Source organism: Lutibacter sp., assembly GCF_033723435.1.
Lineage (GTDB): Bacteria > Bacteroidota > Bacteroidia > Flavobacteriales > Flavobacteriaceae > Lutibacter.
Map to the genome: position 1 here is coordinate 24,157 of NZ_JAWVXC010000001.1, position 14,534 is coordinate 38,690.

Genomic DNA, 14,534 nt, shown 5'->3' on the forward strand with positions numbered 1-14,534 from the left:
TACAAAATTTAATGATATTTGTCATAGATGTGAAGTAATAAATCAATAGTTTTGTTAGTATAAATATATAGATGTATGAGTACCAACAATTGCTATCATTGTGGGCTAGATTGCGGTAAAAATCCCGTAAAATTTAATGATAAATGCTTTTGCTGTAACGGTTGTAAAACGGTTTATGAGATATTAAATGCTAATGAATTGGGCTGTTATTACGATTTTGAAAACAACCCAGGAACAATTCCTTCTGAAATAAAAGGTAAATATGCTTATTTAGAAAATGAAGAAATTGTAAGTAAACTTCTAGAATTTGATGATGGAGAAATTGCTGTTGTTGAGTTTTATATTCCTAGTATTCATTGTAGTTCTTGTATTTGGGTTTTAGAGAATTTGAGCAAATTAAACCCCGGAATACTAACTTCATTAGTAAATTTTCCCCAAAAAACAGCACGTATTACTTATAAAACTAAATCTACAAATTTAAAGGAGGTTGTAGAATTAATAACTTCTATTGGTTATGAACCTTATATAAGTTTAGATGATGCGGATTCTAAAAAGAATAAGGTAAGCAAAACATTAATTTATCAATTAGTTATTGCAGCTTTTGTTTTTGGAAATGTGATGATGCTTTCTTTTCCTGAATATTTTCAAGTAGATGGGTTTTGGATAAATAAATATAAAATTGTTTTTAGATGGCTTATGTTTTTTATGTCTATTCCTGTTGTGGTTTATTCGGCTAAAGATTATTTTATATCAGCATATAAAGGTTTAAGTCATAAAATATTAAATATAGATGTTCCAGTAGCTTTGGGAGTTTCGGTTCTTTTTATACGAAGTTCTATAGAAGTATTTTTAAATATAGGAGCAGGTTTTTTTGATAGTTTAACAGGATTAATTTTCTTTTTGCTTTTAGGAAAGTTTTTTCAACAAAAAACGTATAATTTTTTATCTTTTGAACGCGATTATAAATCGTATTTTCCAATTGCAGTTACTAAAATATTTAATGGAAAAGAAGAAGCTGTTCCAGTTAAAGATATTTGTGAAGGCGATAGGTTATTAATTAGAAATCAAGAATTAATTCCTGTAGATGGTATTTTAATAAACGGAACAGCTTATATAGATTATAGTTTTGTTACAGGAGAATCAGTACCTGTAGTTAAAAAATCAGGCGATAAATTATTTGCAGGAGGTAAACAAACCGCAGGAGCCATAGAAGTGGATGTTATAAATACTATTGAACAAAGTTATTTAACACAACTTTGGAGTAATGATATTTTTAATAAAAATGAAGAAAAAAACATAAAAAACATTACAGATTCAATAAGTAAGTATTTTACAGCCGTAATTTTAAGTATAGCTTTAATTGCAGGTATTTATTGGTATTTTATAAATCCTTCATTAGCGTTTAATATTGTAACTGCAGTATTAATTATTGCTTGTCCTTGTGCTTTAGCTTTATCTGCTCCATTTGCTTTTGGAAATATGTTAAGGATTTTTGGTTATCGAAAATTTTATTTAAAAAATTCGGAAACTATTGAAAATATGGCTAAAATAGATACTGTAATTTTTGATAAAACAGGTACCATAACTTCAAATGATATTTCTAAAATAAGTTACGAAGGTATTCCATTAACCTCTTTTGAACTACAATTAATTAAAACAGTTATTAGAGCATCTAATCACCCATTAAGCAGATCATTATACGATTTTATTGAGGAGCCATGTTTAACAGATGATTTGGAGTTTTTTAATGAAATATTAGGTAGAGGTATTGAAGCTAAATTTAAAGAGTATAATCTTAAATTAGGTTCTGCAAATTTTATGGGAATTGAACAAATAAATATAAATGAAACTGTTATTTATATTAATATTAATGAGGTATTAAAAGGTAAATTTAAATTCTCGAATAATTATAGAGAAGATACACAGAGGGTTTTTGAAGAACTTTCAAAAAAATATAAACTCATAATTCTTTCAGGAGATAATGAAGGAGAAAAAGAATTTTTATCTCAAATGTTACCTAAAGAAACGATATTTAAATTTAATCAAAAACCAGAAAATAAACTTAATTTTATTAAAAGTATACAGGAGGATGGCTCACATGTATTAATGCTTGGCGATGGCTTAAATGATGCAGGAGCTTTGGCTCAAAGTAATGTTGGAATTGCCATTTCAGAGAATATAAATGTGTTTTCACCAGCGTGTGATGGTATATTAGATGCAAATCTTTTCAACAAAATACCTAAGTTTTTAACATTAGCATCAAAAACGGTAAGTATAATAAAAGTAAGTTTTGTGCTTTCATTTTTATATAATGTAGTAGGAATGTATTTTGCGTTAACAGGACAGCTAACACCTGTAGTTGCTGCAATTTTGATGCCTGCAAGCTCTATATCAATTGTCATATTTGTCACATTATTAACTAATTGGACAGCAAAAAACAATTAATTATTTGTGCTGATAAATAAAAAAATGTAGTTTTATATAATGCTATTATTGCATTATGTGATAATTATCATTTTTTGAAAAGTATGAATAATATATATTTGACGCAATTATTGATTAACTAAAAAAATTAAACTAGTAACCAAATGGAAGTTGTCTACATTACTATAGGCGTTAGCGTTGTTGTTGCTATCTTTTTTCTAATAATTTTCATAAAAGCCATAAAATCTGGACAATACGAGGATACTTATACGCCATCGGTACGAATGCTATTTGATGACGAACTAGTTAATGATAAAAAAGAAGAACATAATTAACCAAAATAATAAATAAATAATTAAGTATGGAAAAAGAACAGTTTTATTACGATAATAAGATCGTTAAAATGTTTCTATCAGCTACAATTCTTTGGGGAATTGTAGGTATGTTAGTTGGGCTTACAGTAGCATTGCTATTTGTATTTCCCGGATTATTAGAATTTGCTGGTTCAGACAATGCAATTTCATGGCTAAGTTTTGGGCGTTTACGTCCATTACATACAAATGCCGTTATTTTTGCTTTTGTGGGTAATGGAATTTTTACAGGTGTATATTATTCCACACAACGATTGTTAAAAACCAGGATGTTTAATGATAATTTAAGTAGAATTAATTTTTGGGGATGGCAATTAATAATTGTGGCTGCGGCTATTACATTACCACTAGGTTTTACTTCAACTAAAGAATACGCCGAATTAGAATGGCCTATAGATATAGCAGTAGTTTTAGTATGGGTAGTATTTGGTATTAACCTTATTGGTACAATCTTAAAAAGAAGACAACGACATATTTATGTAGCTATTTGGTTTTACATTGCTACACTAGTTACAATTGCTGTTCTTTATATATTTAATAATTTAGAATTACCTGTTACAGCTTTTAAAAGTTACTCTGTTTATGCAGGGGTTCAAGATGCAATGGTACAGTGGTGGTATGGGCATAATGCAGTAGCATTTTTCTTGACAACACCAATTTTAGGGTTGATGTATTACTTTGTACCTAAAGTCGCTAATAGGCCAGTTTACTCGTATAGACTTTCTATAGTTCACTTTTGGTCTTTAATATTCATTTATATATGGGCGGGTCCTCACCATTTATTATATACTGCATTACCTGGTTGGGCTCAAAACTTAGGTACTGTATTTTCAGTAATGTTAATTTTCCCATCTTGGGGAGGTATGATTAATGGTTTGTTAACGTTAAGAGGTGCTTGGGATAAGGTTCGTGAAGATCCAGTTTTAAAATTCTTTGTAGTTGCAATTACAGGATATGGAATGGCAACTTTTGAAGGGCCAATGTTATCTTTTAAAAATGTAAATGCAATTGGGCATTATACAGACTGGATAATTGGTCACGTACATATTGGAGCTTTAGCTTGGAATGGTTTTTTAATTGCTGGTATGATATATTGGCTAGCTACAAAACTTTGGAAAACCGAATTGTATTCGCAAAAATTAGCAAATGTTCATTTTTGGATAGGAACATTAGGAATTTTATTTTACGCAATTCCATTATATGTTGCTGGATTCACACAAGCATTAATGTGGAAAGAATTTAATCCTGATGGAACTTTAGTTTATGGTAATTTCTTAGAAACTGTTACTAAAATTATTCCAATGTATGCAATGCGTGCTGTTGGAGGTACTTTATATTTAACAGGTTTCATTTTATTAGCTTATAATATTATTAAAACTGCTAAAGCAGGTTCCGCTGTTGAAGATGAGTTAGCAGAAGCTGCTCCGTTGAAAAAAATTAGTGGAAAAAGAATTGCAGGAGAAGCTTGGCATACTTGGTTAGAAAGAAGAACGGTTTTATTCTCTATTTTAACAACAGTTGCTATTTTAATTGGTGGTATGGTTGAAATTGTACCATTGATATTAGTAAAATCAAATGTACCAACAATAGCAAGTGTAAAACCATATACTCCACTAGAATTGGAAGGTAGAGATATATATATGAGGGAAGGTTGTAATAACTGTCACTCTCAAATGATTCGTCCATTCCGTTCAGAAGTAGCACGTTATGGAGAATATTCTAAAGCAGGTGAATTTGTTTACGATCATCCATTCTTATGGGGTTCACGTAGAACAGGACCAGATTTACATAGAATTGGAGGAAAATATAACGATAACTGGCATTTTAATCATATGATGGATCCAAGATCTACATCACCAGGTTCAATAATGCCTCGTTATACTTGGATTATTAAAAATGATTTAAACGCTTCAGATATAGAAGCCAAAATGAAAGGTTTAGTTACCTTAGGTGTACCTTATTCGGATAAAGAAATAGCAAATGCTAAACAAAGTATTGTTGAGCAAGCTAATACAATTGAAACGAATTTAAGACAAGATCCAGAATTTGTTAAAAACTTTGGAGATAGTAATATTCAAAATAAAGAAATAGTAGCATTAATAGCCTATCTACAACGTTTGGGAACAGATATTAAAGTTGATAGTAATACTGCTACAGCAATAAAATAATTAAAATGTTAAAATTTATTAGACACAATTTTGATGGAATGGATGGTGTAGAAATATACCCGATTATTTCATTGGTACTATTTTTTATCGTATTTGTAACTATGTTTATTATTGTTATGAATATTTCTAAAAAAAGAATAGACGAAGTAAGCCATTTACCATTAGAAGACGACACAAAAAATAAAGAGGATAATCATGAATAAAAAATCAGAAAATATATCAGGTTGGCAAAGGTTTTTAAAGTCTATGACTAAAGCCAACGAACTTGGAAAAGAAGAAGATGTAATGTTAGATCATGACTATGATGGAATTAAAGAACTAGATAATGTATTGCCACCATGGTGGAAAGCAGGATTTTATATTACTATAGCTATTGGTGTGTTTTATTCTATTATGGTAATAGGATTTAATAAATACAATCAATTTGATGAATTAAAAGATGAGTTGGCAACTGCTAAAAAACAAGTAGAAACTTATAAATCAGAGCACCCAGAGCTGTTTAGCACTGAAAATATTACAGCATTTACAGATGCTGAAAATATAGCTAAAGGGAAAGCATTGTTTACTTCAAAAACTTGTTTTGCTTGTCATGCTGCAGATTTAGGCGGAGGTATTGGACCTAACTTAACAGATAATCATTGGATTTTAGGAGGAGGAATTAAAAATATTTTCCATACTATTTCTAAAGGAGGAAGACCTGGAAAAGGTATGGTTGCTTGGGAAGCTACTATTAGCAAATTAGAACGTCAGCAGTTAGCTAGTTATATAATTTCAATGCAAGGAACTACTCCTGCAGCACCAAAAGCACCTCAAGGTGATATTATTTGGCCTGAAAAATAAGAGTAAATTATAATTAAACAATACCGCAAATTTTTAATTTTAAAATTTGCGGTATTTTATTGATTTTAAGTAAATAATGAAAATTTTAATTCATTTTTTGTTACAAATGTATCGTTCGATAAGGCATATAATATTAATTTTACAATTCAGGTAAGGCAATTAAAAAATATTAAAAATAATGCAAAGCGAAAATAATCCTAATAAAGAAAAATTTAGAGATTCTATAGGAACAATCACAGATAGTGGAACACGAAATTTTATTCACCCTAAAAAACCAAAAGGACGTTATTATAATTATAGAACTATAGTTAGCTGGGTATTACTTGTGTTTTTTATAGCAGCTCCTTTTATTAAAGTTAAAGGTAATCAGTTTTTATTATTTGATGTATTAGATAGAAAATTTAATATTTTTGGTTTTCCTTTTTGGCCTCAAGATTTCTATTTATTAGTTATTTCTATGCTAGTTAGTATAGTTTTTATAATTCTGTTTACTGTAATATTTGGTAGAATATTTTGCGGATGGATGTGCCCACAAACCATATTTCTAGAAATGATTTTCAGAAAAATCGAATACCTTATTGATGGTGACCGATCTAAACAAATAAAACTTTCTAAACAAGCTTGGGATGCTGAAAAAATAACTAAAAGAGCATTAAAATGGAGTATATTTTTCATCTTATCTTTTTTAATATCTAATGTTTTTCTTTCCTATTTAGTTGGCTCAGATGTAGTTATAAAATACATATTAGAAGGACCATCAAACCATTTAGGAACTTTAATTAAATTGTTAGTATTTACTGGGGTATTTTACTTTGTTTTTGCTTGGTTTAGAGAACAAGTTTGTATTATTGTTTGTCCATATGGAAGGTTACAAGGCGTTTTATTAGATAACAAATCTATTAATGTTGCTTATGATTTTGTGAGAGGTGAAGGAGAAAATGGAAGAAAACCTTTACGTAAAAATGAAAATAGAGAAGAGTTAGGAAACGGAGATTGTATTGATTGTAAGCAATGTGTACAAGTTTGTCCTACAGGTATTGATATTAGAAATGGTACACAATTAGAATGTATTAATTGTACAGCCTGTATTGATGCTTGTGATAATATAATGGATAAAGCAGGATTTGACAGAGGATTAATTAGATATGCATCGGAAGATGAAATTGAGAAAAAAGAAAAATTTAAATTCAATGCAAGATTAATTGCATATACAGCAGTTTTAACTATTTTATTTGGTATTTTAGTAACCATGTTGTTTTTAAGGACTGATGTTGAGGCAACGGTTTTAAGATTGCCAGGTCAAACTTTTCAATCGACAGAGAATACAATAAAAAACGTTTTTACAATTACGCTTATTAATAAAACAACAAAAGCAATTAATAATGTAGATGTTAAATTATTATCTCATAAAGGAAAAGTTATCATGGTAGGAGGTGATTTATCTATTAAAAAGCAGGGATTAACCGATGGAACATTATTTATTGAAATTAATAAATCAGATTTAAAATCTTCTAAAGTAAAGTTAAAATTAGGTATTTATTCTGATGGAAAATTAATAGCAAAAACAACCACTAACTTTACAGGACCTTTAATTATTAAATAATTATGAAAATTAAATTTACTTGGCCAATGGGAATTATTCTGGCGTTGGCATCGTTTATGATATTTATTTTATCGTATGTTTATAAAGCAACTTTTGTAAAAAAATACGATCATCATTTAGTGTCCGAACATTATTATAAAGATGAATTAAATTACCAAACAGAGATTGATAAATTAGAAAGAGCTTCTAATCTAAAACAAAATATAGTTGTTGAACACAAAAATAATGGTTTGTTAATTAAATTTCCTACTGAATTTAAGGCCTCAGATATAAAAGGAACAATTAATTTTCAGAGACCATCAAATAATAAACTTGATTTTCAAATACCAATTAATTTAACTGAAAATGAGTTTATGATAGGTAATGATAAATTGGTTGAAGGAATCTGGGATGTTAAAATTGATTGGTATGTAGGCAAACAAACCTTTTTATTAAAACAAACATTAAGCTATTAACAATATGCTTTGGACAGCATTAATATTAGGACTCGCAGGAAGTTTTCACTGTATTGGTATGTGCGGTCCAATAGCTTTTATACTGCCTATAGATAAATCTTCAGTAGCAAAAACTTTTATCCAAACATTTTTATATCATTTTGGACGTTTAATAAGTTATGCAATAATTGGAATTTTATTTGGCTTTTTAGGAAAAGGATTATATTTAGCTGGTTTTCAGCAAAACTTATCTATTTTAATGGGTGTTATAATGATACTAACGGTTATAATTCCTGTAAGAATTTTTAATAAATTTAATTTTTCAAAACCTTTATATAAACTAATTGGAAAGCTCAAACAAAATTTAGCTTTGTATTTAAATAAAAAATCTAATAAAGCTCTTTTTACTATAGGGTTTTTAAATGGCTTTTTGCCTTGTGGATTAGTGTATATGGCTTTAATTGGAGCAATTTCAACAGGAAATGCTTTTCAAGGAGGATTATATATGGCAGTATTTGGTTTAGGTACAATACCAATGATGAGCGGAGCAATACTTTTAGGAAATTTTATTAATGTATCTATTAGAAATAAAATTCAAAAAATTATACCAATTTTAGTAATTATTATCGGATTATTATTTATTTTGCGTGGATTAGGATTAGGAATTCCTTATATTTCTCCTCCAGATGCTAAATTGCAATTATCGAGCAATCCAGTAGAATGTGTAACTATAGATAAAAATTAGTAATCCATGGGTGTGCAACCAACTTTAACCATTGAAGATTTTAAAAAAATTAAATCTAATAAAGAATTATTAGAAATAATTGAGCAGAAAAATATACCTTTTAATAAAGTTGAAGAAAAGCTATTTTATGAAGAAGAGTTGCGTAAACTGCAAATTGAATTGATAAGACTTCAAAAGTGGGTTGCTAAAAATAAAAAAAGAGTAGCTATTATTTTTGAAGGAAGAGATGCTGCAGGAAAAGGTGGTAATATTAGACGTTTTACGGAGCATTTAAATCCTCGTTCAATGCGTTTAGTAGCCTTAAATAAACCAACTGATATTGAAAGAGGTCAGTGGTATTTTAGACGTTATATTAGAAAATTACCAAATCCAGGTGAAATTGTTTTTTTTGATAGAAGCTGGTATAATAGAGCAGTTGTTGAACCTGTTATGGGGTTTTGTAACGATTTACAATACGATAAATTTATGTTACAAGTACCAGAGTTTGAACATATGCTTTATGAAGATGGAGTTACCATCATAAAATTTTGGTTTTCTATTTCAAAAGATGAACAATTAAATAGATTTAATTCAAGATTAAAAACACCTTTAAAACGTTGGAAATTTAGTCCTGTTGATCAAAAAGGGCAAGAATATTGGGATAAATATACGCATTACAAAAACCAAATGTTTAGTAAAACGCATACAAGTTATAGCCCTTGGATTATTGTAAAAGCAAACGATAAAAAAACTGCGAGGTTAGAATGTATTCGTTATGTTTTATCACAATTTGAATACGAAGGAAAAAGTAAAGCTATGACTACATTATTTCCAGATCCAAATATTATTATGAGATATCATCGTTCATCAAAACAATTAGATTAATTATGGATTCTTTTAAATTAAAACAAAAAGACGTTGATATTTTAAATACCAACAAAGGTTTGGTAGCCTTACTTTCTAAAGAACCGTATAATTTAGAAAAAGCGGTTAGGTATGTTAAATACGAAAAAAGATTAAAAAAATTACAGGTTGAATTGGTTAGATTACAAACTTGGGCAATTAAAGAAAATGAGCGTATAATTGTAATTTTTGAAGGGAGAGATGCTGCTGGAAAAGGCGGAGCTATTAGAAGAATTACAGAACGAATTAACCCGCGTCTTTTTAGAATTATTGCTTTACCTAAGCCTACAGAATTAGAACAAACTCAATGGTATTTTCAACGATATGTAAAACAATTTCCTGCTGCAGGAGAAATGGTTTTTTTCGATAGAAGCTGGTATAATAGAGCAGTAGTTGAGCCTGTAAACGGATTTTGTACACAACATCAATACACTACATTTATGAATCAGGTTAATGATTTTGAGCGTATGATAACAGAATCGGGAATTAGATTGGTTAAAATTTACATGTCTATTTCAAAAAAAGAACAAGCAAAACGTTTTGAAGAAATAAAAAAAGATCCATTAAAACAATGGAAAATGACTGATGTTGATGAAAGAGCTCAGGAATTATGGGATGTGTATACGGAATATAAACAAAGAATGTTTGAAAAAACTAGTGAAGGTGGAGGAGTTCCTTGGAAAATTATTAGAGCTAACCGAAAAACTTACGCTAGAGTTGCAGCAATAAACCACATATTAGAAAGTATTCCTTACGATAAAAAATTAAAAGTATAGAGTTTCTTATAATTTTCTACTTGTACCCAACAATTCTGTAGCTTCTAAAACAATCATATAAGCATTTTTATCGTGCTCTTCTACAAGGTTTTTAAGGGCAATAATTCTATTTTTATTAATTGATAGAAAAATAATATTTCTACTGTGGTCAAAATGTAAATCATCCCCTTTAATTAAAGTGCCTGTAATTCCCATTTCGGTTGTAATAGTATGTTTTAAATCTTCTAAATTGGTGGAAGAAATATGAACTATTTTATTTTGTTTTATTCCAGTTAATACTAAATCAATAAATTTTGAAGCCACAAAAATACTTATCATACTCCAAAGAGCTAATTCAATATTTTTAAAAACTATTCCCGCAGAAATAACAACTATAATATCTAAAAATAAGATTACACTACCAGATTTAAAACCTGTTTTAGAAGTTACTAATTTTGCAATAATTGTACTTCCACCAGCAGAAGAATCTCCTTTAAAAATTAATCCTAAGCCTACGCCAACACCAATTCCACCATAAATAGTAGCTAATAGTGTATTTGTACTTAAAATAGGAAAATGTATAAGTTCGGCTAATAAATCAATAAAAACGGATAAAAGAATAATAGTTACAACAGTTCTAATTGCAAATTTTTTCCCTAAATATTTAATACTAATTAATAATAAAGGAAAGTTTATCAAAAACATTAAAACTCCTGTTGGTAAATTGAATAAATAGTGAAATACTATGGATAAACCAGCAGTACCACCAGTTACAATTTTATTGGGTATTAAAAAGCCAACAACTCCAACTGATGTAATAAAGCTACCAATTATAATAAAAGAGTAATTGATAAACTCTTTTTTTAAAGTTTGCATATTTTCTATTTAGTTATGCGAAATAAGTTTTAGATTTTAACAAAACTTATTCGTCAACTAAAACCCATTCTCCTTTTTGTATTAACGGAATAGCTTGTTTATACTTTAAGGATTTGTTTTCGCCTGACATAATATTTTTTATAGTAACATGCTCATTTCTTCCAATTTTACGCTCAGTTCTAACAATAGTTTCTACCACTTGTGGTTGTTGAGTTTGATTAGTTTGCGTATTTTCAGATATGTTACTATAATCTTCTTTGGTCAATTTTACATTTTCACGTTTTCGCTCTTGAGCTTGAGAAACTTGGTTTGCGTCATTAGATGGTAATTCACCTTTAAATAAGAAGGATAACACATCTTTATTAACTGTATCAAGCATTGAATTAAATAGCTCAAAAGATTCAAATTTGTAAATTAATAAAGGATCTTTTTGTTCGTATGTAGCATTTTGAACAGATTGCTTTAATTCATCCATTTGACGTAAATGGTCCTTCCAAGTATCATCAATAATAGCAAGTGTTATATTTTTTTCAAAATCGGTAACCAATTCTTTTCCTTCAGATTCGTATGCTTCTTTTAAATTGGTTATAACTTTAAGTTCTTTGCTACCATCTGTAAAAGGAACCACAATACGTTCGTATTTATCTCCTTGGTTTTCGTAAACATCTTTAATTACAGGAAAAGCCATTTTAGCACTTCGCTCTAATTTATTTTTATAATGTTTGTAAACTACATCAAATAATTGATCTGTTAGTTCTTGTTCAGACAGTGTTTTAAAATCGTCTTCTGTAAATGGAGAGGTAGTAGTTGAAAATCTAATTAGTTCATATTCAAAATTCTTGTAATCATTTGTTCCTTTATTTTCACGAACCAATAAATTACAAGTATCGTAAATCATATTTACAATATCTACTTTTAATCTAGAACCGTATAAAGCATGTTTTCTGCGTTTGTAAACTACTTCACGTTGCGAGTTCATAACATCATCATATTCTAATAATCGTTTACGAACACCAAAGTTGTTTTCTTCTACTTTTTGTTGCGCACGTTCAATAGATTTAGATATCATAGAATGTTGAATTACTTCACCTTCTTTTAATCCCATTCTATCCATCATTTTGGCAATTCTTTCCGAACCAAATAAACGCATTAAATTATCTTCTAACGAAACGTAAAATTGTGATGAACCTGGATCTCCTTGACGACCAGCACGACCACGTAACTGACGGTCAACTCGTCTAGAATCATGACGTTCTGTACCAATAATTGCTAAACCTCCAGCTTTTTTAACATCGTCGGATAATTTAATATCTGTACCACGACCAGCCATATTTGTTGCAATAGTTACCACACCCGATTTCCCAGCTTCAGCAACAATATCTGCTTCTTTTTTATGAAGTTTCGCATTCAATACATTATGTTGAATTTTCTTAATATTAAGCATTCTACTTAATAATTCAGAAATTTCTACAGAAGTTGTACCAACTAAAACAGGACGTCCTTGATTTACCAGTTTTTCAATTTCATTAATTACTGCATTGTATTTTTCACGTTTTGTTTTATAAACTAAATCTTCTTTATCATTTCTAATTAAAGGTTTGTTAGTAGGAACTTCAACTACATCTAATTTGTAAATTTCCCAAAATTCACCAGCTTCTGTAACCGCAGTACCTGTCATACCAGATAATTTACGGTACATTCTAAAATAATTTTGAAGTGTTATAGTTGCATAAGTTTGTGTAGCATCTTCAATTTTTACGTTTTCTTTGGCTTCAATTGCTTGATGCAAACCATCAGAATAACGTCTTCCTTCCATAATACGTCCAGTTTGCTCGTCCACAATTTTTATTTTATCTTCCATTATAACATATTCCACATCTTTTTCAAATAGGGTATATGCTTTTAATAGTTGATTCATAGTATGAATTCGCTCACTTTTTAAACTATAATCGCGATATAATTCTTCTTTTTTTGTAGCTATATCATCAGGAGAATCCGATTCATTTTCAATTTTATGAATCTCCATACTTAAATCTGGAAGTATAAAGAAATCATTATCCATATCATCACTTGATAAGAATGTAATTCCTTTATCTGTAAGTTCAATAGAATTATTTTTTTCGTCAATTACAAAATATAGGTCTTTGTCTACTTTAGGCATTTCCCTATTATTGTCTTGCATATAAAAATTTTCTGTTTTTTGTAACAGTTGTTTTATACCTTCTTGACTTAAATATTTAATTAAAGCTTTACTTTTAGGTAATCCTCTATAAACTCGTAGTAATAAGAAACCACCTTCTTTAGTATTTCCTTCTTGAATTAATTTTTTAGCTTCAGCTAGTACGCCAATTAAATGGTTTTTTTGTGTGTTTACAATTTTATCAACGCTAGGTTTAAGCTCGTTAAATTCGTGTCTGTCAGCATGAGCAGTTGCACCAGAAATAATTAATGGAGTTCTTGCATCATCAACTAAAACAGAATCGACCTCATCTACAATGGCATAATTATGTGGTCTTTGTACTAAGTCGTTTGGCGAATGCGCCATATTATCACGTAAATAATCAAAACCAAATTCGTTGTTTGTGCCATAAGTAATGTCTGAATTATATGCTTTGCGTCTTTCATCAGAATTTGGTTGATGTAAATCAATACAATCTACACTTAAACCATGAAATTCAAATATAGGCCCCATCCAAGCGGCATCACGTTTTGCTAAATAATCATTTACAGTAACTACATGAACTCCATTTCCAGTTAAAGCATTTAGATAAACTGGCAAAGTAGAAACTAGAGTTTTACCTTCACCTGTCATCATTTCTGCAATTTTACCTTGATGTAGAACTGAACCTCCAATTAATTGGACATCGTAGTGAATCATATCCCAAGTTATTTCCATACCTTGAGCATCCCAATTATTTGCCCACTCTGTTTTATCGCCATTTAATGTAACTTGATTTCTAATGGCAGAAAGTTCTCTATCAAATGCTGTTGTTGTAACGGTAATAGATTTATTTTCGGTAAAACGTTTTGCAGTTTCTTTTACAACAGCAAAAGCTTCTGGCATAATTTCTTCAAGAATAGTTTCGGAAACTTTGTAAGATTTATCTGTTAAATCATCAATTTCATCATAAATTTCTTCTTTTCTATCTATGTTTGCTGTTTTAGATTCTTCTTCTAAATCATTAATTTTTTGTTTAAACTCACTAATTCCATCTGAAATTTTTTGTTTAAAATAAGCAGTTTTAGCTCTTAGTTCATCGTTAGATAAATTGTTCATTTCCTGTTCAAAAGCTCTAACTTTTTCAACAATTGGTAGAAGTATTTTTAAGTCCTTTTTCTTTTTATCACCAACAAATACTTTCAATACTGAATTTATAATACTCATATCTTTTTTTCTCAATGTTATATTTTATGATCCATTTTTAATAGATAATGG

The 14,534-nt window shown here is 29.2% G+C and carries 11 protein-coding genes; 9 read left to right on the top strand and 2 right to left on the bottom strand.

From position 1 onward, the window contains the following. The first annotated feature begins 75 nt into the window (after window positions 1–75). The 9 genes from R3342_RS00135 (at window position 76) to ppk2 (R3342_RS00175) (ending at window position 10,243) form a co-directional block, all read left to right on the top strand. A complete protein-coding gene (locus tag R3342_RS00135) occupies window positions 76–2,445 on the top strand; it encodes a heavy metal translocating P-type ATPase (protein ID WP_318937482.1) in 2,370 nt (789 codons plus the stop codon). A 143-nt stretch (window positions 2,446–2,588) separates the two neighbouring features. After that, window positions 2,589–2,759, top strand: coding sequence for a cbb3-type cytochrome oxidase assembly protein CcoS (ccoS, locus tag R3342_RS00140; protein WP_318937483.1), 171 nt, complete (start codon window positions 2,589–2,591; stop codon window positions 2,757–2,759). A gap of 26 nt (window positions 2,760–2,785) precedes the next feature. After that, a complete protein-coding gene (ccoN, locus tag R3342_RS00145; protein ID WP_318937485.1) occupies window positions 2,786–4,963 on the top strand; it encodes a cytochrome-c oxidase, cbb3-type subunit I in 2,178 nt (725 codons plus the stop codon). A 195-nt stretch (window positions 4,964–5,158) separates the two neighbouring features. Beyond that, complete coding sequence (locus tag R3342_RS00150; protein ID WP_318937487.1) at window positions 5,159–5,803, top strand: cbb3-type cytochrome c oxidase N-terminal domain-containing protein; 645 nt, start codon at window positions 5,159–5,161, stop codon at window positions 5,801–5,803. 178 nt (window positions 5,804–5,981) lie between these two features. Continuing rightward, entirely contained in the window at window positions 5,982–7,406 is a 1,425-nt protein-coding gene (gene ccoG, locus R3342_RS00155; protein WP_318937489.1) for a cytochrome c oxidase accessory protein CcoG, read from the top strand. Between the two features lie 2 nt (window positions 7,407–7,408). Next, window positions 7,409–7,861 carry a FixH family protein gene (locus tag R3342_RS00160; protein ID WP_318937491.1) on the top strand — a complete coding sequence of 151 codons (453 nt, stop codon included), beginning with the start codon at window positions 7,409–7,411 and terminating at the stop codon, window positions 7,859–7,861. A 4-nt stretch (window positions 7,862–7,865) separates the two neighbouring features. Continuing rightward, window positions 7,866–8,585, top strand: coding sequence for a sulfite exporter TauE/SafE family protein (locus tag R3342_RS00165; RefSeq protein WP_318937492.1), 720 nt, complete (start codon window positions 7,866–7,868; stop codon window positions 8,583–8,585). 6 nt (window positions 8,586–8,591) lie between these two features. Continuing rightward, window positions 8,592–9,449, top strand: a complete 858-nt coding sequence (gene ppk2, locus R3342_RS00170) for a polyphosphate kinase 2 (RefSeq protein WP_318937494.1) — start codon at window positions 8,592–8,594, stop codon at window positions 9,447–9,449. Between the two features lie 2 nt (window positions 9,450–9,451). Further along, entirely contained in the window at window positions 9,452–10,243 is a 792-nt protein-coding gene (gene ppk2 / locus R3342_RS00175; RefSeq protein WP_318937495.1) for a polyphosphate kinase 2, read from the top strand. A 6-nt stretch (window positions 10,244–10,249) separates the two neighbouring features. Here ppk2 (R3342_RS00175) and R3342_RS00180 read toward each other — a convergent pair whose 3' ends face one another. Both R3342_RS00180 and secA read right to left on the bottom strand, forming a co-directional pair. Continuing rightward, a complete protein-coding gene (locus R3342_RS00180; protein ID WP_318937496.1) occupies window positions 10,250–11,098 on the bottom strand; it encodes a YitT family protein in 849 nt (282 codons plus the stop codon). 46 nt (window positions 11,099–11,144) lie between these two features. Continuing rightward, window positions 11,145–14,483 carry a preprotein translocase subunit SecA gene (secA, locus tag R3342_RS00185; RefSeq protein WP_318938158.1) on the bottom strand — a complete coding sequence of 1,113 codons (3,339 nt, stop codon included), beginning with the start codon at window positions 14,481–14,483 and terminating at the stop codon, window positions 11,145–11,147. Window positions 14,484–14,534: the final 51 nt, after the last annotated feature.